Source organism: Shewanella psychropiezotolerans, assembly GCF_007197555.1.
GTDB classification, from domain to species: Bacteria; Pseudomonadota; Gammaproteobacteria; order Enterobacterales; family Shewanellaceae; genus Shewanella; species Shewanella psychropiezotolerans.
Genome location: NZ_CP041614.1, coordinates 3108530 through 3132912, shown reverse-complemented (window position 1 = coordinate 3132912; position 24383 = coordinate 3108530). Strand labels below are relative to the sequence as shown.

The 24383-nt window shown below is 45.8% G+C and carries 19 protein-coding genes; 5 read left to right on the top strand and 14 right to left on the bottom strand.

Translation table 11 applies throughout. From position 1 onward, the window contains the following. Window positions 1-300 precede the first annotated feature (300 nt). Entirely contained in the window at window positions 301-1104 is an 804-nt protein-coding gene (locus FM037_RS13860; protein ID WP_229381189.1) for a PepSY domain-containing protein, read from the top strand. Beyond that, window positions 1104-2975: a 2Fe-2S iron-sulfur cluster-binding protein gene (locus FM037_RS13855; protein WP_144046487.1), complete on the top strand. Its 1872-nt coding sequence runs from the start codon at window positions 1104-1106 to the stop codon at window positions 2973-2975. Before FM037_RS13860 ends, FM037_RS13855 begins: the two co-directional genes overlap by 1 nt. Before the next feature lie 95 nt (window positions 2976-3070). Here the strand turns inward: FM037_RS13855 and FM037_RS13850 are convergent, their stop codons facing one another. The 10 genes from FM037_RS13850 to FM037_RS13805 form a co-directional block, all read right to left on the bottom strand. Then, complete coding sequence (locus tag FM037_RS13850; protein WP_185977032.1) at window positions 3071-5149, bottom strand: ATP-binding response regulator; 2079 nt, start codon at window positions 5147-5149, stop codon at window positions 3071-3073. Beyond that, the gene (locus FM037_RS13845) at window positions 5139-5447 is read right to left on the bottom strand and encodes a hypothetical protein (RefSeq protein ID WP_144046485.1); all 309 of its coding nucleotides are present in this window, start codon (window positions 5445-5447) and stop codon (window positions 5139-5141) included. The genes FM037_RS13850 and FM037_RS13845 overlap by 11 nt, the downstream gene beginning before the upstream one ends. A 9-nt stretch (window positions 5448-5456) precedes the next feature. Continuing rightward, window positions 5457-6659 (bottom strand): EAL domain-containing response regulator, encoded by a 1203-nt coding sequence (locus FM037_RS13840; RefSeq protein ID WP_144046484.1) that lies wholly within the window; start codon window positions 6657-6659, stop codon window positions 5457-5459. Next, complete coding sequence (locus FM037_RS13835; RefSeq protein ID WP_221937510.1) at window positions 6656-7618, bottom strand: helix-turn-helix domain-containing protein; 963 nt, start codon at window positions 7616-7618, stop codon at window positions 6656-6658. The genes FM037_RS13840 and FM037_RS13835 overlap by 4 nt, the downstream gene beginning before the upstream one ends. 387 nt (window positions 7619-8005) lie before the next feature. Then, window positions 8006-8275 (bottom strand): J domain-containing protein, encoded by a 270-nt coding sequence (locus FM037_RS13830; protein ID WP_144046482.1) that lies wholly within the window; start codon window positions 8273-8275, stop codon window positions 8006-8008. Between the two features lie 517 nt (window positions 8276-8792). Beyond that, on the bottom strand, window positions 8793-9059 hold the full coding sequence (locus FM037_RS13825) for a hypothetical protein (RefSeq protein ID WP_144046481.1): 267 nt from the start codon (window positions 9057-9059) through the stop codon (window positions 8793-8795). Window positions 9060-9213: 154 nt separating this feature from the next. Next, complete coding sequence (locus FM037_RS13820) at window positions 9214-10758, bottom strand: efflux transporter outer membrane subunit (protein ID WP_229381188.1); 1545 nt, start codon at window positions 10756-10758, stop codon at window positions 9214-9216. Further along, window positions 10751-13918 (bottom strand): efflux RND transporter permease subunit, encoded by a 3168-nt coding sequence (locus tag FM037_RS13815; protein WP_144046480.1) that lies wholly within the window; start codon window positions 13916-13918, stop codon window positions 10751-10753. The genes FM037_RS13820 and FM037_RS13815 overlap by 8 nt, the downstream gene beginning before the upstream one ends. Continuing rightward, on the bottom strand, window positions 13918-15135 hold the full coding sequence (locus FM037_RS13810) for an efflux RND transporter periplasmic adaptor subunit (RefSeq protein ID WP_144046479.1): 1218 nt from the start codon (window positions 15133-15135) through the stop codon (window positions 13918-13920). Before FM037_RS13810 ends, FM037_RS13815 begins: the two co-directional genes overlap by 1 nt. A gap of 386 nt (window positions 15136-15521) precedes the next feature. Further along, window positions 15522-16280 (bottom strand): tRNA-uridine aminocarboxypropyltransferase, encoded by a 759-nt coding sequence (locus FM037_RS13805; RefSeq protein WP_144046478.1) that lies wholly within the window; start codon window positions 16278-16280, stop codon window positions 15522-15524. Between the two features lie 340 nt (window positions 16281-16620). Here FM037_RS13805 and emrD point away from each other — a divergent pair, with 340 nt between their 5' ends. Then, window positions 16621-17856, top strand: a complete 1236-nt coding sequence (emrD, locus tag FM037_RS13800) for a multidrug efflux MFS transporter EmrD (protein WP_144046477.1) — start codon at window positions 16621-16623, stop codon at window positions 17854-17856. Window positions 17857-17976: 120 nt separating this feature from the next. Here the strand turns inward: emrD and pssA are convergent, their stop codons facing one another. Both pssA and FM037_RS13790 read right to left on the bottom strand, forming a co-directional pair. Further along, the gene (gene pssA / locus FM037_RS13795) at window positions 17977-19290 is read right to left on the bottom strand and encodes a CDP-diacylglycerol--serine O-phosphatidyltransferase (protein WP_144046476.1); all 1314 of its coding nucleotides are present in this window, start codon (window positions 19288-19290) and stop codon (window positions 17977-17979) included. An 11-nt stretch (window positions 19291-19301) separates the two neighbouring features. Beyond that, on the bottom strand, window positions 19302-19634 hold the full coding sequence (locus FM037_RS13790; RefSeq protein ID WP_144046475.1) for a DUF1904 domain-containing protein: 333 nt from the start codon (window positions 19632-19634) through the stop codon (window positions 19302-19304). A 359-nt stretch (window positions 19635-19993) separates the two neighbouring features. Here FM037_RS13790 and FM037_RS13785 point away from each other — a divergent pair, with 359 nt between their 5' ends. Together FM037_RS13785 and dacB are read left to right on the top strand one after the other, a co-directional pair. After that, the gene (locus FM037_RS13785) at window positions 19994-20167 is read left to right on the top strand and encodes a hypothetical protein (RefSeq protein ID WP_144046474.1); all 174 of its coding nucleotides are present in this window, start codon (window positions 19994-19996) and stop codon (window positions 20165-20167) included. A gap of 82 nt (window positions 20168-20249) precedes the next feature. Then, complete coding sequence (gene dacB, locus FM037_RS13780) at window positions 20250-21710, top strand: D-alanyl-D-alanine carboxypeptidase/D-alanyl-D-alanine endopeptidase (RefSeq protein ID WP_144046473.1); 1461 nt, start codon at window positions 20250-20252, stop codon at window positions 21708-21710. A gap of 91 nt (window positions 21711-21801) precedes the next feature. On the opposite strand, the gene FM037_RS13775 is transcribed toward dacB, so the two are convergent. Beyond that, window positions 21802-23559, bottom strand: a complete 1758-nt coding sequence (locus FM037_RS13775) for an acyl-CoA dehydrogenase family protein (RefSeq protein WP_144046472.1) — start codon at window positions 23557-23559, stop codon at window positions 21802-21804. A 227-nt stretch (window positions 23560-23786) separates the two neighbouring features. Beyond that, on the bottom strand, window positions 23787-24329 hold the full coding sequence (locus FM037_RS13770) for a DUF2058 domain-containing protein (protein WP_144046471.1): 543 nt from the start codon (window positions 24327-24329) through the stop codon (window positions 23787-23789). Window positions 24330-24383 lie beyond the last annotated feature (54 nt).

Sequence of the window (24383 nt, the reverse complement as noted above, 5' to 3'; positions counted from 1 at the left end):
GGTATCGAATAAATCATACTCAATCTATTCACTCTGTTACATTTTTATTGCCCGTGTAGCAGGCATTTAGTTTACATTGTTTGCTGCATCTTTTAGGTGCACGTTACTCGGCTGAATCACGTTAGCTTCATTATTTGACGACTTGTAGCTCTGTAGCTCACAACTAAATAAGGATTAACTCGAGCATGGCTAGCTATAGTTAATCATTGTCTGGCTATTAACTAATGGCTAGTTTGGACATTATAATAACAAAGGCACTGGCTATGACCGGTGCGGTAAAATCTACAAGGGAAAACAACAATGAACTTATTGAAAATAAGTCGTAAATACCATAGATGGTTGATGCTATTTGTGGGTGTGCAGTTTGTAATTTGGTCCGTGTCTGGGGCCTATATGGTGATCTTCGATATTGATTATATTCACGGCGACAGCTTAGTGGAGAATCATCAGACTAAGCTCAATCCGGATAAAATCGACTATCCCTTAGCCGAACTGGTCCAGGCTTATCCGGACGCTGAGCGTCTGGAAATGGGCGTATTTCTAGGCAAAACGGTGTACAGCTTCAAGCAAGGTGAACAAGATTTTTTAATCGATGCGCATACTGGCCTGCTATTATCTCCCCTCGACCAAACAACGGCAGTCAAAGCCGCTAAGCACTATTACACTGGTGACGGTGAGGTAGCAGAAGTTGAGTTAATCACTCAAGACCCACCTTTCGAGCTCAGCCGCCGGGTGTTACCCGCATGGCGGGTAAGTTTCGATGACTTTGGCAGTCCCTCTATTTATGTGTCGGCCGAGACAGGCAAGTTGGTGACTAAACGTCATGAGTTCTGGCGCACCTTCGATCTTATGTTCAGTCTACATGTGATGGATTATGAAGATGAAGATCCCAGCAACTGGTTGTTGTTCTGGTTTTTACTATTTTCTCTAACGGCTTCGATATTGGGTCTTATCTTAACTTATTTCAGAGTCTTTAAATCCAGTGAGGATGAGGAAGACTCAGTTGCACCCAATGACGGCAATAACTTACACAAGAGTTCTAACAAGGGCTCACACGGTCAGTCTGACAAGAGCAAGACCTCTTTAAATCAGGAGGTCAGCTAATGCTATTAATTAAGAAGATTCATAAATGGTTATCGCTTCTGGTTGGCTTACAGCTGCTTATTTGGCTAGGTACAGGCTTGTATTTTAATGTCATGGATCCCTTAGCGGCCTCGGGCAATCAATATCGCGTACGCGTCACCGAGCCCAGTGCTGACTTGACACAACTTGTGGAGCCAAAACAGGTATTACACACTTTTAAAAACTCAGTCTCACTGTCACAAATATCATTACTCGCACAACCTTACTACCTGCTCACCCATGATAAAGCACTCTATTCATACTTTAACAATGACTACACCTTAGTAGATGCATTAACGGGTAAACAGGCGTTTGTCGATGAGACTATGGCGAAAGCACTGGCGATCGCGTCATATAAGGGGCCAGGAAAAATAGTCGGCGCCGTTAAACAAGGGCCACCATTTGATGACAGGCTAAAGGAGCAAAACATTCTCTGGCGTATCGATTTTGACGATGAGATAAATACTCGGGTCTATCTCGATGCAGGCTCTGGCAGACTCGCGGCGCATACCAACGATGACAGACGTATCGTCGATATCGCCTTTATGCTGCATTTCATGGATTACGCCGAAGAACGCAGCTTTAACAATGTTCAAATTATCGTTTTCGCCGTATTCACCCTGTTTTTCGCCTTTACCGGCCTTATCTGGACCATAGAGTTAGGGTTTAATGGCCAATATACCTTGGCCTCTCTGTTTGGCGGCCGTTTCGCTAAAACCAAGAAGATTAATATTTTCGACAAACACTCGAAGAGCTTGGGCAAGCTGGCTATGTCCAGTCATGAAAATCTACTCGATAGCCTGATCAACCATGATATTGCCCTGCCCTCGACATGTGGCGGTGGCGGGACATGTGGCCGATGTAAGATAAAGGTGATGTCTAAGGTTAAGATGACCTCGGCGGATAAGAGTCAGTTGACCGAGCAAGAGCTGGATATGGGTTATCGTTTAGCCTGTCAGCATAATAGCGACGAGCTTAATCAATTAACCTTAGTCGATGTGACTAAAGCGGCAAGCCACGAGTTACAGTTAATAAGCAGTGAATTTATCAGCCCTTACATCAAGGAGCTGCGCTTTAAATCTGTCAGCGGTGAACGCCTTGAATTTAAGGCCGGCGCCTTTATGCGCTTCTTCATTCCATCGGCTCAAGGTAGCTCTATTCCCGTCGATTTACCCACAGACTTGCTACACCATTGGCAAGAAGTGTTACACATGGACTATGAGCACCTTGCCTGTAGTCGTAACTACTCCCTGGCTAATGGCGATGGCCTGACCGATGAGCTAGTGTTTACCGTGAAGATTCAGACGTCGCCAAGCGAGAAGGTTAAACCCGGTATCGGCTCGAGCTACATCTGTAACTTGACTCCAGGTAAAACCATAGAAGCTGTGGGTCCATTTGAGGAGTTCTTCGCAATAGAATCTACGAACAAAGATTCAGCTTCACCTATGGTACTGATAGGAGCAGGCTCAGGCATGGCACCGCTGAAATCCTTGATAGAGGAGCAGCTAATAAAATTAAATAGCACCCGGCCGATACATTTCTATTTTGGTGCACGTACCCAGGCGGATCTTATTTACAGAGACGCTTTCAGGCAACTTGCGACCACTTTCCCTAATTTCAAGTACATTCCCGTGCTGTCACGCGTAACACCGACCAAGGGTAATGGCTGGGATGGGGCGAAAGGATATGTACAGGATCATCTGGCAGAGGATCTGAGTACTGAGTTTGAATCATCATTAGATAAGGTCGAGTTTTATCTGTGTGGCCCATCCGCCATGATGAGCTCGACCATAGACCTGCTGAAATCCAAAAAAGTAGATGATAGTCAGATAGCCTTCGATGATTTTACTTAAGTTAACGGTTTAGTGAGAAGCTCGTAAGACAAGCCCGGCATACCCTTTGCCGGGCTTTTTCTAATACCGATTGGTATAGCCACCTAATGTCTTAATCAAGCCAGTTTAACTTTCAGATCCAGCAGCTGCATAAATACCTCTAGATTCAGCGGCTTTTGCAAGAAGCTAATGTCGGGATAAGCATCGGCATTGGCAATTTCACTCTTGTCGTTAGCCGATAAGATAAAGTAGTGAACGTTGCCTGTTTGAAGCTGCCGCATCTCCCCGATTAGGCTGATCCCATCGGTTTTAGTTAGCCTGTAATCCATGACGACTATTTGAGGCGTCGATGTCTTAAACGCATCGAATGCCTCATCTTCATCTTGAAATGCACTGACTTTGAATCCTCCGGTCTCCAGTATGCTGCCACAAACCTCCAAGTTAAATCGATTATCATCCACGAGAAGCAGAGACACATCGGCATATCTGGCCTTAGTGATATAGCCTAGGCTAGCCGGCGTTGAATGGGCGAAACCTGTGGTTCTCTTTTCTGTATTCAGCCTGAGATTAGCCGATGGAATAGGGGTTCGGTTAGACTCCCTCCCTGAGTTTATATCACTAACCTTATGTAAATCTTTAATATTTCCAGACTTAATCTTACTCGAGTCATCATGATTTGAGGCCTGTTTCTCACTAGCGTTCACCTTTGAAGACGCTTGTCGATATGGGAAACGAAACAGCACTAATGTGCCTTTATTTTCTCTACTGCGAATACGTATATGGCCACCAACCTCTTCTATCACCTTCTTGCAGGTGTAGAGGCCAATTCCAATTCCTGACTGGCTGGTAGGCGTGACATTGGGATCGGTATTGAAAGGATGGGTAATGGCTTTCATCGACTCAGCTGACATGCCTTTACCAGTATCTTTGACCGCCACACGCACGAAATCTTGTCCTGCTACAGTTTTTAAACTGATATCGAACACGACTTCTTTGCCGCTGCTGTATTTAAAGGCGTTATTGATAAAGTTAGTCGTCAATTGGAAAAACTTAGTGCTGTCCAGGCCGATATATTCCGGCATATCGGCTTGTACCTTCATGACTAGACGCTTGTCGTGGGTTTGACTAAAGGCGTTGTAGTAATCATTTATCGCATTGAGTTCATCGAGGAAATTAACATCCCGATAATCTAAACTCAGGTGCCCAGCTTCGGCTTTTGAAAAGTTCAGAGTATTTTCTGCGACGCTATTGAGCAGATTTGCCGACCAGATGATCTTATCTAAGGTGTTTCGTCCGGATACATCGCAGTAATCACTGTCTTTGAGCATCTGACTGTAGCCTAAGACCGCATTGATAGGCGTACGGATCTCATGGTTTATGCTCGACAATAAGGCAAACTTTGACTTAGTTTCTATGGTCAACTGGATGAATCGCATATGGTTACGGAGCTTAAGATACAGGAGTACAGACAGGCTCATGCCCATGGCCGTGATAAATAACACCAACAGACAGAGTTCGTATGTTTCGCCAGCCGGTGCGATAGACCAGGCTGAGATGCTGTATTTCTTATTGTATTCTGGCAAGTCGACAGAGTCGGAACCTTGATATTTAAAGAATGAGGTCAGCCAATTAGCATCTTCATTATGGCAATACTCATTAGTGAAATATGTGTCCTCCAGAGTCAACTGAGCACAGATCCCCTTATGCTGCTCTAATCTTTTCTGCACCCTTTGATGTGAGATGGCATACACCAGAAACGGCATATTCTGCTCATCTATGTTCACTATGAGGCTGGAGAAGCCTTCCATCAGATATTCCAACTGACCGTCTGGACCGACTTGCACCTTACCGGCTAATATCTCAGACTGAAACTCTGGATCCGATATGTATTTAACCCGGTGATCATTGTCCAGAGTAAATGCAACGGCTGATTTTATCTTCAACAGCTCCTCGGAAAAAATATTAAACTCTTCCTTGGTGACTATAGCGGAGGCATTGAACAAGGAGCGCAGTGCATTGAGTATGATCTTATGCTGCAGCAACATATCATGAGTCGAATTAAACAAGAGATCTGCTTTTTGCTGATAGTCATCTTCGAACTCTTTATAGGAGTGATGCAAGAGTAATATATTGACCAGTAAGGTTGCCAACAAACCTATGATGATACAAAGAAAGGACGAAGCTCTAGATTTCACACTTAACGACCTTAATTTCATTTTGTAGCATTAAAATTGAAAACATGAGTTCTTGTTTGCTCTTTACATCGAAAAGAAATACTTCATTTTGGATCAATAAATAGCGACAGATCCCCTTCAACTTATGGGCTAATGATGAGAGCTGCGAAAGCTCTGAGGCATCTAATTCCTGGGTCTGAGAAAATAAGCTGTCTAACTCTTCACTCAGTATATCAATCAGATACAACCTTTTCCCTTCATGCTGGTGGTTGAAAAATGCAAGTATTTTATGATGAATAAAATGATTACCGCTATCCATAGACTCTTCCTATTTTTGGCTGTAACTGTCTATCCAAGCCGTCACATAACGGCCTTCTATCGGCGGACTAAAATAATAGCCTTGGGCTATTTCACACCCTAAACCTTTCAATAAATTCAACACACTCAATGTTTCTACTCCTTCGGCAACCACTTTCACTTTTAGCTTCTTGGCTAAAGCTATCGTCGACTCGACGATAGCCAGATGTTTAGGGTTAGTGTCCAGATCTGAGATAAAATCTTTATCGATCTTAATTTCATCGAATGGAATATTATCGAGGCGGTCGAAGGTTGAGTAACTTTTACCGAAATCATCTAAGGAGATGGTGATATCGTTGATAATCAACTTAGCAATGGATCTCATTGCCAGATCTTGATCTATGGTTTGCTGGGATTCCGTTAACTCCAAGATGAGATGAATATTGGGCTGGTCACTTTTCTTTTTAATAACGTAATTAATGAATGTTTCAGAAAGCAGATCTTCTGCACTGATATTAACCGAGAGGGAGAATTTCTGCAGTTGTGGGCACAATTCCCATTGAGTCATTGCCTGATCGAGTACTAACTTTGAAAACTGGCAATTCAATCCTGCCTCGTTTATCAAAGGAATGAAGCGGTCTGGATAGATAAAGCCATCGCCTTGGATACATAACCTTGAGAGCGCCTCGAATCCCACTATCGACTGACTGCTGATATCGACTTTGGGTTGGTAACATAAGATCAGGTTGTCTTGATTGAGTAAGGCACCAATTTCCTTACTGGTAACGCCATCTATGGTCTCGACTAATTTAGGCTCCTGTTTAGGAGCCTTGTATTTAAGGGCTGCCAATAAAGTAAACAAGTGCCCGATATCGACAGGTTTTTGAAATACGCCGACTAAGTTCAGGTTAAAACTTTCGGTAATATTACTGATCAACTCTAAGGTCCTGACATCTGAGCTGCTCACCACCGCCAACGGGAGTCCATGGCAGTCACTGCAGGTGGCCATATGATTGATAATGGACAGGCCATCGCCGTTATCCATCTTAAGATCTGCAATCACTAGATCAAATTTCTCAGCAGCGGGCATATCGTTATTTTTAAGCAAGTCTATCGCTTGATTGCCACTGTCCGCCTCGAAGAATTGCATGGGTTGCTCATCGACCAACTTTTCGAAATCCGCTTTTATCGATTCCCGAATAAAACGTTGGTCATCCACTATCAAAATGTTCATCTTGCTTGTTTTCCTTTAACGCCAACATCGATTATCTGATTTAGATTCGAAGGAGAAATGACCGCCAACTTTAACAAGAATCGATTTGCCATCACTTCTGAACGACTGACCAGAAATGAAGTTATGTCGACCTTATTTTTGCCCTTAGATACTGATTTAACTTTAAAAGGTGATAACTTAGCCCCATTGAGTTTTTTAACGAAGCTATCATCACAAACACTGAAACTCAGGTAAGTGAGATGTTTCTGACTGGCAAAGAAGTGCATATAAATAGACATCAAACTGTTCTCAACCTGGGTCGTCGCACCCGCAGAGGACAAGACTAACACCGCATTGGCTTGGCCCTTAGCGTCGAGCTCCGCAATATCCTGTAGATTAATCTTGAAGTTTAACAGCTCGAGAATGATATGGGACCTTGTCTCCATAAAGAGACAATGACCGATTATCTGACCGCCAAAGGCGGTAGCCACACTGATTTTAAGCTTACCGAGTTGCTTTCTCTGGCTGTTAATCTCATCGAGACTCAAGCAAGGGTTGCCCTCATATTGGAGAATCATCCCCAAAATCAAGTGAAAACAAGGGTGATCATTGTCTATCTCTTCGATAAGATACTCATCGTTACGATAATAAGGATGAGATGATTTACGCTTGTTAATCGGTAACGCCAATAGCTTAGTGCACTCATTAAGAAACTCATTGTCTTTGCCATATATATCGACTAATTCGTGATTATATAGCTCAACAATTTCAGCCTGTTTGGCAAGCGAAGGGATGTTGACCCCTCTCTCCCAGCGGCTCACAGTGATCGTATCCAAATTATAAAAGAGACTGCTCTGCTCCCTTAAATACAGACAGAATTGCTCTTGAGAAAGATCATTATGGTGTCGAGTATTTCTTAAAAAGATAGAGAACACATGACTGTCTTTATCGCTTGTGTAGCAGTAAGCTGTAGAGCTCATATCGTGTTCCATTGGTTTTGCTTATATTTTTTAAAAGGTCCAAGTATTCATCTTTATTGATGCCATCAATCCGTTCTGGATGCGTTTCTGTGTAAATGATCCACATACGATGGAGTTTTCCGACAAAATATAGTCCTGTGACTTGTTCATCAACCATATTTTTCCCCTGGTCTTCAAATCATCATTAATTGTTAAATTATCTAACATACGAGTTTAAAACATTCTTGATACCCGGGACATTGGCAAGTTGGATCCGAATTTAGAACTGAAATGCCTACAAGCCAATTCAATGTATATATATCATTAAAACGATATATATCAAGTAGCCCAATAAAACTGTTTTTACAGGATTTTTATACATTTCGTCCAACATGTAAAACCCTCCCGTTATGTCCGAATATTCAATTTATATTGCTCTATAGAGTGTTGATTCAGTGTTTTGTTGATGACGAGTCGACTAGATAATAAGGCAGACTCATTAGTGAAATATTCCATAGCTTGTTTAACAATTCTAAACTTTTTTACACATCCGCCCTGCTTATCCGGATGATACTTATTGACCGCCTTAATGTAGCATCTACGCAGATCACCATTGGAAGCACCTTCCGGGAGTTTTAAAATTTTCTTCGCTAGCGTTAATGTCATTGCTATTTTCATCTGTTTATTCCACCACTTTCGCCTATCAGTGTTTCATGCTGTTATTGACCACATTTATAGCATTAACAAGCTGTATGAATACTGTACACGCGACGCCAGAAGTGAGAAGTTATTCAATACAAGCATCCAAGGGATAACTCGGAAAAACGGGTGAGACATAAGTAGCCAACTCATAAATAGAAAATCCATCGGATTATTTAGTGCTGGGTTATTTATGGGTTGATAATAAATTAAGATAAAAAAACAAGTAAAGACAAGATGTTAATATCACCCCATCTATTGACAATATATTTTATGGGGTGTAGAGTCTAACTAAAATAGTCGGTAGTTAATACCAGTCGCATAGCAGCGAAAACAATATACATATTTTAATGGTGAATTATTATTCAAACATAAAGAATAAATAAACGATTGGCAGTTCGGTTTCATTTCTATATTAGAATTCATATTATTGCCAACAGAGAGCACTGCAGGAATATGAATACTGTTACACAGCGACAAGATGTGCCGTTAGTTATCAAGCCAGCAGGCCCCTAGGATATGCCCATTTCTCGCAGAACTCCCAACCATTTTCTCGACAGGCAAACCCCGCCTGATATCGATTGAAACTGAGTTGAACACCTTGACTAGGAGTCGATGCAGTGGCGAGTGTTGAAGCTTGTGTTGCAGAATCGAATGTTTGAGACGTGACACTCGATAATGCCCCGATGACAATCAAGGCAGTTAACGAAGCCGCGGGGGTAATCGTGGTTGAATGTATGTTAAATCTCTGTATAAAGGCCATCTACCACTCCATGAATATCTTTATTTGCCCAACAAAATTGACTCATGTCAGTCAGGATGGGCAAAGCTATAGGGTTAATATAAGGAAATCCCCACCATATGGCAAAACTGATGGGGAATAAGATATTTTTCTAACCACTATGTTAATGGGATGCTTAGTTCAGTTCCTGAACGGCCTCTGCAGTACCTTCGCCGTTATCACCTTGTGATACTGCGATCTTGCTAGTGGAGTCTTGCACCACGGCCTGCCCTTCCTTACTCTTCTCTTCTTGAGCTAACAGGCCTCCACCGAGTGCTCTGTATAAAGTGATCATAGACAATAACCTGTCACGCTTTACCAGACTTAGGCTGAGCTGAGCACTAAACAGGCTCCGCTGAGCATCCATAAGATCCAGTGAGCTCGAGACGCCATTTCGATACCTGAGCGTCGCCAGACGATTATATTCAGTCGATGCCGCAACCAACTCTTGTTGCGCCTCGATGGCGAGCTCTGAACGTCTGAAGCTGTTCATGGCATCATTAACTTCAAAGTAGGCTCTGAGCACAGTGCTGCGATAGGCCAGCAATGCCTGCTTAGAGTCCTCTTGTGCGATATCGTATTGAGCAGATATGCTGCCTGCATTGAAGATTGGCGCGGTGATCCCGCCAAGCAGAGACCAAGTCACCCCTTGACTGTCGAAGATGCTGCTCAAGTCATCGGTTTCCGTGCCATAGCTACCTATTATGGTGAATGAGGGGAAGAAGGCGGCTTTCGCGACGCCTACATTGGCATTCGCCGCCACTAAGGCCTGCTCTGCCGACTTGACATCGGGACGCTGAGATAACATCTGCGACGGCACACCGACAGCAAACTGATCAGGAAACAATTTCCCTTCAGTCTTAATGTCAGTTTCCGTTTTGACCGCTAAAGGATAACTAAATTCGCCGAGTAATATACGCAGTTGGTTCGCTTTCTCCTGCCGCTCAAAGTCCAAATCTGGCAGAGTGACTCTCGCACTTTGATACTCAACCTCAGCTTGACGCACCTCCAGTCCGGAAATAACGCCGTTTTCCTTACGCAAACGCGCCAGATTGCGCTCTTTTTTACGTAACTCTACTGTGTTCAATGAAATTTGATATCTTTGCTCGATATCCAGCCACTCATAGTAACGACTGGCCACATCGCTGATGAGACTGATCACAGCCAGGTTAAGTGACTCTTTCGCCGAGAGAAAGTGAGCATACTCAGCTTCGCTGCGTCGCCGGTTTGCGCCCCAGATATCCAGCTCCCAGGAAACAGTTCCCTCCAGATCAAATTCGTTCTCATGACTGGGATTAGTGTTGGTGATACTACTGTCGATAGAGCGCTCACTATTGGCATTTATTCCCAACGCAGGGTAAAGCGCCGCATCCGTTACAGTGATATTTGAGCGTGCGGCGATGAGCCGTGAACGTACGGTTTCCAGATCTAAGTTCTTGGATAGCGCATGCTCAATCAATACTTGTAAGTCCGGGTCAAGATAAAACTCACGCCAAGGGCTCATACCGATATTCGGTCCAGGGGCTTGCGCCAGGTCATCATGATATTGCCCGGGGATCTCAAGGTCTGGCTGCTGATAATCTGGTCCCATGGCACAGCCTGACAGCAATATGCCAGTCGATAACGCACAAGCGAGTCCCTGTCGTTTAAAAGAATTAGCTGCAAGGTAGTGTTTAAACATGGCTCGACCCCTCCACTGATCCATTAGACCCGGTATCTGAGCTGTCCTCAGCGTCTGTTGTTGGTTTTACCTTAGATTTAAGCCATCCCGCCGTGGTGACGAAGAACAGTGGCACCATGACTATGCCTATTGTTGTCGCAAATATCATGCCGCAAAGAATAGGAATAGAGATACTTTGTCTGCTCACAGCACCTGGGCCAACCGATAGTACCAGCGGCAGCACACCGAGTATGAAGGCCATAGAGGTCATCAAGATGGGTCTGAAACGCATATTGGCCGCTTCCAAAGCGGCATCGAGTCTACTCTTCCCCTGTTTGTGCAGCTGATTAGCAAACTCTACGATCAAGATGGAGTTCTTGGCGGCCATCCCTATGAGCGCGATAAAGGCCACCTGGAAAAACAGGTTACTCTCCATGCCACTCACTAAGGTGCCCAGTGATGCACCTAACATGGCAATAGGCGCAATAAGCAACACGGCTATGGGAATAGTCCAGCTTTCATAGAGGGCTGCGAGAAACAAAAAGACAAATACCATGGCCAAGGTGACCGCAATACTGGTCTGGTTGGCCGATTGCACTTCTTGATAGGTAATTCCGGTCCACTCATAACTGAACTCCTTAGGCAGCAAAGGCTCAGCCACACGCTCAATGGCCTTAATCACATCACCCGAGGCATAACCCGGCGCAGGTGTAGCATTAATTGAGGCGCTGGAAAACAGGTTATAGTGAGTCACCGCCGCGGGTCCCACCGTGTAATCATACTTAGCGAGTACACCTATAGGCACCATGGCCCCGGTTGCCGAGCGCACATAGTAATCTTTAATCTGCTCGGGAAACTGACGATAGCTCTCTTGTGCCTGAACCTTCACCCGGTAGACACGGCCGAACAAGTTAAAATCGTTCACCGTGGATGAGTCGGTAAAGGTCTTTATGGTGCTATAGATATCGGCGACATTGACTCCGATGGCCATGGCCTTAGCTTCATCGACCGTCAAATGCAGTTGAGGAATGGCGCTCTGTAGAGATAAGCCCGCGGTGGCAATTTCCGGCTGCAGCTTAAGCTTCTCGACCAATTCATCGGCTGTTTCCATCAGGCCCCTGAAGTTAGTGCCTGAGGTATCCTGCAACTCCATTTCAACGCCTGCTCCGTTGCCGAGTCCCGGCACGGCGGAGGGTAAATAGCTGTTAAATTCTGCCTCCAATATTCCCTGCAACGAAGCTTGGATCTCTTTCATCACCTTTTGCACAGTGGCATCTTTCTCTACCCGCTCAGACCAAGGCTTTAAGATTATTTCAAATTGACCATTTGCCTGATTTGAACCCGAGCGGCGGTTTTCACCGGCTAAGGTAAATGAGTAGGCCACGGCGGGATTGGCTAATACCTTAGCTTCGGCTTTTTTAAGCACGGCTTGTGAGCGGTTTACCGTCGCGCCATCGGGCAAGGTCATGTCGATAAAGAACCTACCCTGATCTTCATTGGGCATAAAGCTGGACGGCAAGTTAGACATGATCAAATACACACCGCCCACCATAAGGGCAAACACAAGGTAACTTCTCTTGGCATGCTTAGTGGTTAGGGCTACTAAGGCGACATACTTACTGGTACTGGTATCGAGTCTGTCGTTTATCCATTTAAAGAAACCCGATGTGGCTTTGTCGCCGGGTTTGAGCAATAAGGCACATAAGGCTGGCGACAGGGTCAAGGCTACCACAGTAGAGATAAGCACAGCCACTGTGATGGCTACCGCGAACTCCCGGTACATGATGCCAGTGATCCCAGACAAGAATGACACAGGCACAAACACGGCTGCGAGCACCAAGCTTGTGGCAACCAGGGCCCCGGATAGCTCTTTCATGGCGGTGCGGGTAGCCTCGGCCGGACTGAGGCCATTTTCATTCATCAAGCGCTCGACATTTTCTACCACCACGATGGCATCATCCACCACTATGCCGATAGCTAGCACCAGGGCTAACAGACTCACGGTATTTATGGTGAAGCCAAACACTAGCATGGCCGCCATTGTGCCTATCAGGGAAACTGGCACAGCAATGGCAGGGATGAGTGTGGCGCGAATGTTTTGCAGAAACAGATACACGACTAAGATGACCAAAATAAGCGCTTCGACTAAGGTTTTAACCACCTCATCGATGGAATTCTCGATAAACACGGATGCATCGAAGAAGACTTCCCAATTCATGCCTTGAGGAAACTTTTCAGCTAGCTTAGCCATCTCCTTCTTGACGTTTTTGGTCACCTCTAAGGCATTAGATCCTGGTAACAGATAGACCTGTAAGATGGTGGCGTTGGCACCATTGAGCTGAGACTGCAATGTATAAGCGGATGAACCGAGCTCAATCTGAGCTATGTCTCTGAGGCGTATGAGGGAGCCGTCATTATTGGCACGAACGATGATCTCATTAAATTCGGGCACACTGCTCATGCGGCCCGAGGCGGTAATTGGCAAGGTCATACTGAGCGTGTCGCTGTTGGGCTGAGAACCGATAGTGCCCACAGGAGACTCCTTGTTCTGCGCCTTGATAGCACTGATCACATCCGCCGTAGTCAGGCCATAGCCCGCCATGGTATCAGGCTTTAACCAGACTCGCATCGAATAGCTTCGTGCGCCAGTGTTACGCACCCGCCCGACGCCGGGAATGCGTTTAAGCGCAGATTCGATGTTGATGGTGCCATAGTTACTCAGATAAATTTCATCATAGCGCTCATCGCTGGAGGTCAACGCCAGCTTGAGCAACTCAACCGAGGCTTCTTTCGATACCGTCACTCCCTCGGTTTGTACATCTATGGGCAAGCTGCCGCTGGCTTGTTGGGTCGAATTTTGCACATCCACCGCGGCGAGATCCGGGTTGGTGCCCACATCGAAGGTGATGGTGACATTAGCGCTACCCGAATTAGTACTCTTGGAGCTCATGTAGATCATATTAGGCAAGCCATTGAGCTCTTGCTCTAAGGGCGTAGCCACTGACTCCGCCGCCGTCGTCGACGTCGCGCCCGGATATGATGCAGAAACCTTGACCTGAGGCGGAGTAATATAGGGATATTGATCGATAGGCAGATTAACCATGCCTATCAGGCCCAACAGCACGATAACGATGGAGATAACACAGGCAAAGACAGGACGATTAACGAAATACTGAGCCATTATTTCTGCTCCTGCTCTAGTGCCTGCTGTTTGAGTGCCTGCTCCTTCTGCTTAGTGTCTTCCTGCTTAAGATATTGCTCCGCGGTTAAGGGCTCGGCCAATTGTCCGTGACGAACGCGGTGCATGCCTTCGACAATAACCAGCTCTCCCGCCTTGAGGCCGCTCTTAACCACTACACCCATTTTCCCCTGATGTTCAATCACGATAAAACGGCGTTCCACTTTATGATCGGGTAGCACCACCATCACATAGACTCCGCCTTGCTCGACTTGAGTGGCTTTCTGCGGAATAACGATGGCGTTACTCACCTCATTGAGCTTGATACGTACATTGGTATATTGACCCGGGAGCAGCTCTTTATCTGGATTGGGCAACTCGGCTCGTACCTGGAATGTCCCTGTCTCTGGATTGACCGATGGGTCGGTAAAACGTACGTCACCAAGATAGCGATACTCACTGTTATCGGGCAAGGTGATGGTCACAAAGCCTTCGACCGCTTTACCTTCGGCCTCAGCCTCTTTTTGTTCGCTATAGCTGGTCATGCGTCTCCTGGCATTGAGATAATCCAGCGCCGACATGTTAAATGTCACATAGATAGGGTCTACCCGTTTCACTCGGGTCAACAATGACTGGCCACTGCTCCCCACCAGGGCACCTATGTCGACTTCTGAGCGACTGACCAGCCCTGATATGGGTGAGCGTATTTCTGTATAACTTAACTCTAACTCAGCTTCTTCCAATTCCGCCTTGCTCGCAGCCAGACTCGATCTTGATTGGGATAGGACTGACAAGGCATTGTCGAAATCCAGCTGACTGGCGGCATCTTGCTCGTAGAGAGGTTTTAATCTGTCGACATCACGTCTGGCCTTATCTAGCATAGATTGCTGTGACTCGACATTGGCGTTCAGTCGGTTCACGACGGCGAGATAAGGACGATTATCGATCCGATAAAGCACAGTACCTTCTTTCACCGCGCTGCCTTCGATGAAACTCTTATCTTCAACAAAACCATCAACACGCGCTCTCACCTCTACATCGAGTGAAGCCTGAGTGATCCCCACATAATTTCCATAGAGTGGCACAGTGGCCGTAGTGACCTGCTCGACGACCACTAATTTCGGGGTAATTGGGGGCACATCCTTCTCACAACCTATCAATGTTGCAGCGCCTATGAGCAACGCTAAGGTGAGCGCTGAACGTGTGAAAACCTGTGCCATATTCATGTCCCAAAATTGTATTTGATGATCGGATGCCTATTTTTGTTCGATTTACAATCAACTAATGTGTCCGATAAAGAAATATTCATTAAGTTAATCAAATGTAATTGTAAGTTCTAAACAACTGTAACAGCAAGAGAATGTTAACTTTAATACAGGGTTGACCAATAAACGCTCAACAAATACACGCAAATAGCGCATTTTTTTCTTAGCTGTTGAAACTGTGTAATTGAAATGCAGGAGAGTATTGATTTTTTTTGAGTGGAACACCGACTTAACTGTTGCGGTATTTTACGTACGATCAAGACAATGGAAGAGATAAAGAGGGTAAAACGAATAAAACCAGGTCTAGGCTGGGCAAAAGCCAGACCTGAATAAAGTGAGACTTACCGAGAAGGTTTTACGTCAACCATTTGCGTAAACTCTTCTGAGAGTTGATTCAGGGGACTGAGATCTTTATTGCTTTGACGACTTCGACTAAACATCGAAGCGGCGATAAACAGCTCAAACCAGATACTCAGCGCCTCGGCATTACCCTTCTCACCCGACGCCGCTAATGCCAATACTGCCACTTCGGCTGTGCCAAGCTGAAAATCCCGGCTGCCCTTTCTCAAACCGTACTTGGCAAGGGTCTCAGGGGTAAAAGAGAGCAATGGCAAATCATGTAAGTAAGGGCTCTTGCGAAACATCTTAATCGCTTCGCGCCAGCTACCGTCTAGCATAATAAACAGTGGTTTCTTAGCGCTATCTAAACCTGTGGGCTTAAGCTCACTGACCACTGTTTGATCTGGGTAGGCATATTCACCAGGAAAGATGACGAAAGGCTGATAACGAGGATCTTGTATCAATGCCAACATTTTTCGGTTTGCCTGGGTTCTGGACCAGATATAGGCATAGGTATCGGGGATCAGATCTGCGATGAGGCGACCACTATTACTCGGTTTTAGCACCTCATCATCATACATGATGAGTAAAAATGCATTATCAGACACCAGTTGGCGGCGACTCTGACAGGTGCAATATGTCTGTGCCAGTAAACACAGCTCACATCTGATCAGGTTCTTGCCCCTGGCTCCATAAGGCCGGGTGGAGATCGCCTTACGGTATTGGTAAAGCTTGTGGATAGCGTGTTGCTTAAGATTCATAACTCGTCATTTGTGATTAAATTTTTTGATAGCCGTTATCGGCACATCCGCTATTTTACTATCGGGCCGAACACCACACAATAGTTTTCAGCTACCTGCAAGATTACCCCCTCTGAGGTGATGAGCTCGCCTCAATGCCATGTTATCGACTTATTTCATGGTTAACCTTAACCATACAAAACGTAAACTAATAATTACAGCCTTTTCACCTTAGAAAAATTGATGAAAACGATGAGAATAAATGCCTGATAATAAGGGTTGTTATCCATTGAATTTGTTTCAGTACCCAGTATGATGCCGCTTCCTTATCAAACCCCTGTTTTATCCTTTTGGAGTCATCATGACCGGCCCTCAGTCAACACCTGTTTCTACCGGAAAAAATCACGGTCAGGAAACGGGTTTCTCATCCCTAATTTTCCTAATCGTTATGATGGTCGCCTGCGGCCAGATGGCTCAGACCATCTTCGTTCCCGCGCTTCCAGACATAACGGCTAGCTTCCATGCATCACCGGGGCAACTTCAAGCCATCATGGCCTGTTATCTGCTGTCCTATGGCTTACTGCAATTTATCTATGGTCCCGCCTCCGACAGATACGGTCGCAAACCAGTATTAATCGTTGGCTTGAGTATTTTTATTCTCGGTGCCCTGCTCGCCAGCTTTGCCACCAACTACCAATTACTCATCGCGGCAACCTTACTGCAGGGAGCGGGGACCGCCAGTGCCGGAGCCTTGTGTCGCAGTATTCCGCGGGATCATTACTTCGGTGAGCCTCTGGTCAGAGTTAACAGTTATATCTCAATGGCCGTGGTATTTTCTCCCCTAATAGCCCCTTTTGTCGGCAGCTTTATGACCCATTATTTTGGTTGGCAATCGGTATACGATCTGCTCGCCGCATTCGGCATCCTGGTACTCCTGCTGATCATGTTCAAATTTAAGGAGTCGCTGCCCATCACACAGCGAAAGCCTGAGTCGGTGTTAGCCTCATACCGCTTCGTACTCTCCAATAGGAAGTTTAAGAGTTATCTGCTCTGCCTGGTTGCCACCTTCGCCGGCATTGCCGCTTTCGAGGCTGTTGCCGGTATCTTTTATGGTCAGTTTCTCAAATTGTCACCTTTCTGGGTCAGCTGCTATTTTGTGGCACCAATACCGGGTTACCTGGCAGGTGCATACTATGCAGCCAAAATAGATAACAAACACAGCGTCGTTTATCGAAGTGTGGCGCTTCTGGGGGCCGGTACTCTGTTTATCTTGATCCCTGGTCTGTCAAACTTAGTGATTGGCTGGAGCCTGCTCCTAGGTTCGATTCTCTTCTTTAGCGGTGCCGGCATGCTGTTTCCGGTGCTGACCTCGGCGGCACTGGAGCCATTTCCCCGCCATGCGGGTGTTGCAGGCGCCCTACTCGGTGGTCTGCAGAACTTCGGCGCGGGACTGGCAGCGCTCTTGATGTCACTGGTGCCCATGCACGGTCAACTCAGTGTCGGAGTCTTGTGCGCCATCATGGTCTTCTTAGTCATGCTGGCACTGAATTACGCCAAAATGGGTTCAGATTTGGGCCACAATTCTGCCAGTACTTGATTTATTCTACTAATAGATTTTAGGTATTTAGTCGCTAGGTAAGAGACAACACTTAATAGGTGAGAATTGAGATTTTATAGACGAGGTCCTGATCACGATGGTCAGGACCTTACTTGAAGCCTAAAGAATACGTCTTAGCAGGAAGTCTGCTTTTAGGCGCCTGATACGAGTCATTATCTTACGCACCGGAGCCGGATACTTGTTTAGTGTCTCTATCTGGCTGTAATGATACAAGCGCTCTGTGTGCTGCAGGATATGCGCCTGCTCCTGTTCAAACTTATCCTTCCAGGCACCGCACTCATCATGGAGCAATAAGCCATTCTCCAGATCCAGCGCCCATGCACGAGGATTTAAGTTACTGCCGGTGAGCAAATGACGTTTACTGTCGGCACTGATCCCCTTGAGATGATAGCTATTTATGCCATCTTTCCAGAGATGAATATTGAGTTGGCCATTCTCCACCGCCCATTGCTGACGCTTGGCGAATTTTCGAAGAGACTGCTCATACATGTATGGCAAGGCTCCTATAGTTGAGAAATCTTGCTCTGGCGGAATATAGAAATCATTGGCGGTTTTATCCCCCACTACGATATCGATACGCTTACCGTCTTTAAGATGCTTAGCTAAGGCACGTGCCAGTATGTAAGGTGGGTTAAAATAGGGAGTACAGATAAACAAGGCATCTTTTGATTGCGCCACCATATCGACGACTATCTTATTGAGCTTGTTTTTCTTCCTGCCTAAACCCACTAAAGGCGTGACGCGATTGCCTATGGTGGTGGATTCATATTGATAGCTCGCCTTAGCTAAACGTGACTTGAGTGTACGGATATCGTGTTTATCAGGCAGAGATTCTGTAGCTTTATCTTGAGTCAGTGAGCAAACCGCGGGATCTTGTACCAAATAGGTTTGAATCATCTGCCTCATGGATCGCGCCAGTTCAGCCGATTCCATCACATGATATCGATCGAAGCGGTATTTTTCACCTTGATGCAGGTAGATATCATTGATGCTGGCACCACTGTATATCACGGCGTCATCGACAATATATCCTTTAAGATGCAGTACGCCCAAAAACTCACGAGATTTGACCGGTACACCTAAAATTTCGATTGGATGCTTAGCAGCCTGCATCACCTTGCGATACATCTGATAATTCCCACTGTCACCCTTATGACCTATCAGGCCTCGCCTGGCGCGATGGAAATCGACTAAGACCTTGATGTCGAGTTCAGGGTTCTTGTCTTTGGCTGACATTAATGCCGCTAAGATCTCTCGGCCCGCCTCATCATCTTCGAGATAAAGGGCGGCGATATAGATTGAATTAACCGCAGCGGCGATACGCGTTAAGAGTTCAGCCTTTAAGGCTTTGGGCGTAAGCAACCATTGTAATGCGTCGGGTTGGATTGGTATTCCACCAAGCTTATCAAGCAAGGTCATCTCCTTTAAAAATGCTTTCCGTCACGGTAGTAGGTGCTCGGGTCTAATGCGCTAAACATTACAGCCAGATGCTGCAACTCCGGATAAGCCGATGTGATGGCTTTACGGATCGCTTGCTCTACTTTATCGTGGGTATCGGGATCTTTAGGGAACCAGAGTACTTCAACTTGTGTCGTACTCAGATCGACTTTGCCATCGCGGTAACTTGTACTTGGTATCCAGTCCAAGGTAAACCCTTGAGCATCGATCCGACATAACTCGGCTAATTGTGCGAGTAATGTACGGCTCAGGCTGGCTACAGCGTCTTCAGGTAGTCCGCGCATACGAATATGAGGCATATCGATCCCTTATATAAATCATAAGGGGATAGAAATTACCGATTTACACCCCATTGGGCAAGGGTTTTCTCCATTTTTGCAGCATAAGACTATAAGAAGTGTACGTATTTCGAGCAAATGCAGATTTGAGTGCACAAAGCGCTCAAATTAAGCACTAACCGACTTGCATAGCAGATCGAACTAATGTGAATAATGTTCACAGCAATTTATCGGTATTACCCAAGCTATGCAACCCAGTTGTAGCATCGGCAACGAAAACTTAGCTTAATTGATATTAATATCTTTCACTGGACACGGCATTGAATTCAAACTTTGGTTATAATAGCCGACTCGTCAAAACAATCGATATGGAGATAATAATGAATGTTAAGATATTAAGCACAATCGCGATAAGCCTACTCATGGCATGGGCTATTTTTCACTTCAAGGCACAGCTGGGGATTTTTATCTTACCGCTCTTTATCGGCTTAGTGACCTTTGTGACGTTAAGGCTCTATCGGTTAATGGAAAAAGATAAACCCGAAGATGAATAACCGCTATGATATAAGTCTGTACTCTTTATTGACTTAGTCACCCATGTTCATCACTGCTAAGTCACTTACCTATGTGAATTTTATGAGACCTCTCGTTAACGCCTGTTTTCTGCTTAGCTGTTTATCTCTCCCTGTTCTAGGCGATGACTATTTTAATAATTTGTTATCCATCATTAAGCCGCCTCATTCCCATACGGCGATCATTGCTACAAACCTGGTGACCGGCAACATCATCTTTGAGCAGAACCCGGATACCTTACTCTTACCCGCCAGTACCATGAAATTACTGACTGCGGTAGCAGCCACATCATCACTGGGCAACGAGTTTAGATTCAGCACTCGTGTGTACTCTAGATTTCCCATAAAGGACGGCGTGATTGCCGGTGATGTCTACATCAGCTTCAGCGGCGATCCAACATTGAAAACCCAAGATCTCAGGTCACTGCTCTCACAGCTTACCGAGCAAGGCTTATATCGAATCGAAGGCAGCCTCTATTTAATCGGTCAGGCCAATGAACAGTTACAAGCACCTGGTTGGGTTTGGGATGATCTGGGGATCTGTTATGCAGCGCCTGTGTCAAGTTTTGTACTCAACCGGAACTGTGTTCACGGAAAACTCTCCCCAAAACTGGCCAGTAATCAGAGTCAATTATCGGTTCCAGGCTATATCCCTATCAGCATCACCAACACCTCAGTGTTTGATAAATCGGGCATCGAAAAATTTTGCCAATTAGATCTACAACGCTTACCCGGCAATCATTTTTCCCTTAGCGGCTGCTATTCAGGCTCACAAGCCATTAAACTCGCCATTGCCATCACAGATCCCGGCTTATTTATGCAAGAGTCTATGTCGCAAATACTCAAAAGCAGTAAGATTCTACTCAAGGGACACATATCGATTAAACACCAGCTACCTACCCAGGCTCGCTTAATTGCGGCCCATGATTCCGCCCCTCTACCCGACTTACTAGGGATCATGCTGATCAAGTCCGATAACCTGATTGCCGATAGTTTACTCAAACAGCTAGGCACAAAAAACTATCAAGGACCAGGCAACTTCAGTAACGGCAGCCGAGCCCTTAAAGATGTACTCAGTGGTGAAGGTATAGTGTTAACCCATGCACAGATTGTCGATGGCTCAGGGCTCTCCAGATATAACCTACTCAGTGCACGTCAGCTCAGTCAGGTATTACATTTGATCTATACCGACTCAAGATTTGCCCAGCTCATAGACTCACTGCCGGTTGCAGGCGTCAGCGGCACACTCAAATATAAGGCAAGTTTTAATAAACCGCCCCTGCTCAAGCATGTCATGGCTAAAACGGGATCTATGCAGGGAGTGGATAATCTTGCTGGTTTTATCAGGAGTGAAACCCAAGGTGACACCCTGTTTGTGATCTTAGAAAACGGTCAGAGTCCCCTGGAGAAGAAACAACAAAGAGCGCCTTTCAGCGCACTGTTTCTACACTCTTTAATGGATAATACGTTAGCCCAAGAGTCTCAAGCAGGCTCTGCCCTCACCCCTTCGAGTCCAGCAAATTGATGGCTTAAGCCACATAAATTAAGGCCCAAAACAAAAAAGCGAATACTGAGGAGTATTCGCTTTTTTACGCGCTATATCAATTGGTATTAGATCAGAACAAAGATTCAGGTATGTCCATAATGGTAGCTTCACCGGCACGCACCTGAGCCAGATGATATTCGGCCTTAGGCAGCATCTTGTTGATGTAGAAATCACTCAGGTAGCGTTTCTGAACAGCGAACTCTTTATCCGAGTGTGGCACGGCGGCATCTGACATCAATAGCCAGAAATAACCATATAAGACATGGCCAAAGGCATCGAGAAAATCGACGGCGCAGGCATTGATAACTGCAGGCTTTTCGAGTTTCTTATCATTGATCTCAGATGCGACTAAGATAAGCTGTTGCAACAGCTCAGTCACCTTAGCCTTGTGTGCTGCATCGGCATGACTCAGGGTCGATAGCTTGGCAGTACACTCATTAACAAACTCAGTTAAGGCAGCCAGATTATCCCCTGTGACCTTACGGCCAAGAAAATCTATGGCCTGAATACCATTGGTCCCCTCATAGATTTGTGCAATTCGAGTGTCACGTACCAGTTGCTCAATACCCGTTTCACGGATATAGCCATGACCACCAAATACTTGTTGAGCTGTGATGGCAGCGTCAAGGCCGCGATCGCTCAAAAATGCCTTAGCTACCGGGGTTAACAGGCCAACATATCGACTCGCCTTAGCTTGAGCCTCACCTTCTCCGTATTTGGCAATATCCAACTGCTGCCCAGTGAGCACAGACAGGGCACGGCCCGCTTCGGTTAACACCCGAATGTTGAGCAACATACGGCGTACATCGCCGTGCACTATGATAGGGTCGCTAGTCGCACCAGTCGGTGATCCACCTGCAGCTACCCCTTGAACACGCTCTTTGGCGTAATCGGCTGCCATTTGGTAAGCCGCTTGTGATGTACCCAGACCTTGGATACCAATCGCCAGACGCTCGTAGTTCATCATGGTGAACATACAAACTAAACCTCGATTAGCCTTACCGATGAGATAACCCTGTGCATCATCATAATTCATCACACAGGTCGACGATGCCTTCAGCCCCATCTTATGCTCTATTGAACCGACGGTGACGTTATTCGAATCACCCAAGGCACCAGAATCGTCGACCTTGATTTTTGGAACTAAGAAGAGTGAGATGCCGTTGGAGTCAGGCAGCTTAGCCAATACCAGATGAATCACATTTTCGGTGAGATCATGATCGCCACCTGTGATAAATATTTTGCTGCCTGTGATGCTGTAACTGCCATCATCTAAAGGCACTGCCTTAGTGCGGATGCCCCGAAGATCTGAGCCAGCTTGAGGCTCTGTCATGTCCATGGCGCCTGACCACTCACCGCTGTACATCATAGGCAGGTATTTTTGTTTCAACTCATCGCTACCGTGGGCATTGATACATAAGGCCGCGCCAGCTGTAAGTGAGCCGTATAAGGTAAACGCGTTACAGGCGCTGTAGGCCATTTCATCGACGAGTACGCCCAACATTTTAGGCATACCCATGCCACCGAGCTCAGGCTCGCCACAGAGGCCTACCCAACCGCCTTCGGCATACTGGGTGTAAGCCTCTTTATAGCCATCAGGTGTGATCACCTTATCATCTTGATGCACCACACCTTGCTCATCACCACTACGGTTTATAGGATGGAGTAATTCGCGACTTATCTTTTCTGCTTCATCCATTATCGCCACCGCCGTGTCCATATCGACATTTTCAGCAATGGCAGGTAAAGATGCCCATGTTTGAGGCGCATCAAACACCTTATCTAACAGGAATTTCATTTCGGCTAACGGAGCTTGGTAAGGATTCATTATCGACTCTCAAACGTTGGATTTAAACACTTGTTTTAATTTATACCAGATACCGTAGGAAAAGAAAGAGATATTTGGATAAATTGAGGGAAAAGAGAGTTCAGCTAAAGAGGTAAGTATAGGATAAGGGACTAGAAACTAGGAACGAGGGATCTGGGAATGGGAAATCTAAGGACGAAGATGATAGGGACTAGGGACTAAGCACTCGAACCTAGTCCCTTGGTTTACTACCACATCAAATCATCTGGGATGACGTAATCTGCATAAGGATCGTCGTCGCAGACGACTTGGCTATTGTCATCTTTCACCCACAAGTAGCCACACCACTCGGACACCAACATATTGACTCGCTCTGCGAGTTTATGGGGCACTAAGTAACTGGTATCTTCATGACGTACTATACCCAGTTGTCCGTTAAGCAGTTGAGTCTGTAATTTATCATTCACATAAATCGAGAAGATTTTATTATTGTGGGTGAAATTAAACTTTATCTCAGCGCTTTGCGGTAGCTTTATGGCTAGGCGAGTGAATTCAGTCACTAGGCCTCGAACCAAGCCTTGCTCGGTTGCAGCAGCAAATTTTTGCTCATTTAATGCCTTATCTTTCGCCGCCTGCTCCTGTTTCTGCGCTGCTATTTGCAGTTTTAAATCCGCAGAGCCATCATCAACCTTGGCCTTACGGTCACGTCGTTTCTGAGTCCTGGCTTTCTGTACTTTTTGTTTGCTGACTAGACCAGCTTTGAGCAGTTGCTCTTGAAAAGGATTTGCCATCTGTATCTCACTGTAATTAATATTTCTGTTGAGTTCATTACCTTGGATAATTCA

Coding starts and splice junctions, on each gene's coding strand:
- FM037_RS13820 (WP_229381188.1), bottom strand. CDS start 10,758: ATGTTTAAACACTACCTTGCAGCTAATTCTTTTAAACGACAGGGACTC.
- FM037_RS13855 (WP_144046487.1), top strand. CDS start 1,104: ATGCTATTAATTAAGAAGATTCATAAATGGTTATCGCTTCTGGTTGGC.
- emrD (WP_144046477.1), top strand. CDS start 16,621: ATGACCGGCCCTCAGTCAACACCTGTTTCTACCGGAAAAAATCACGGT.
- FM037_RS13770 (WP_144046471.1), bottom strand. CDS start 24,329: ATGGCAAATCCTTTTCAAGAGCAACTGCTCAAAGCTGGTCTAGTCAGC.
- FM037_RS13825 (WP_144046481.1), bottom strand. CDS start 9,059: ATGGCCTTTATACAGAGATTTAACATACATTCAACCACGATTACCCCC.
- FM037_RS13805 (WP_144046478.1), bottom strand. CDS start 16,280: ATGAATCTTAAGCAACACGCTATCCACAAGCTTTACCAATACCGTAAG.
- FM037_RS13815 (WP_144046480.1), bottom strand. CDS start 13,918: ATGGCTCAGTATTTCGTTAATCGTCCTGTCTTTGCCTGTGTTATCTCC.
- FM037_RS13835 (WP_221937510.1), bottom strand. CDS start 7,618: ATGAGCTCTACAGCTTACTGCTACACAAGCGATAAAGACAGTCATGTG.
- FM037_RS13785 (WP_144046474.1), top strand. CDS start 19,994: ATGAATGTTAAGATATTAAGCACAATCGCGATAAGCCTACTCATGGCA.
- FM037_RS13790 (WP_144046475.1), bottom strand. CDS start 19,634: ATGCCTCATATTCGTATGCGCGGACTACCTGAAGACGCTGTAGCCAGC.
- FM037_RS13845 (WP_144046485.1), bottom strand. CDS start 5,447: ATGGATAGCGGTAATCATTTTATTCATCATAAAATACTTGCATTTTTC.
- FM037_RS13810 (WP_144046479.1), bottom strand. CDS start 15,135: ATGGCACAGGTTTTCACACGTTCAGCGCTCACCTTAGCGTTGCTCATA.
- FM037_RS13840 (WP_144046484.1), bottom strand. CDS start 6,659: ATGAACATTTTGATAGTGGATGACCAACGTTTTATTCGGGAATCGATA.
- FM037_RS13860 (WP_229381189.1), top strand. CDS start 301: ATGAACTTATTGAAAATAAGTCGTAAATACCATAGATGGTTGATGCTA.
- dacB (WP_144046473.1), top strand. CDS start 20,250: ATGAGACCTCTCGTTAACGCCTGTTTTCTGCTTAGCTGTTTATCTCTC.
- FM037_RS13830 (WP_144046482.1), bottom strand. CDS start 8,275: ATGAAAATAGCAATGACATTAACGCTAGCGAAGAAAATTTTAAAACTC.
- FM037_RS13775 (WP_144046472.1), bottom strand. CDS start 23,559: ATGAATCCTTACCAAGCTCCGTTAGCCGAAATGAAATTCCTGTTAGAT.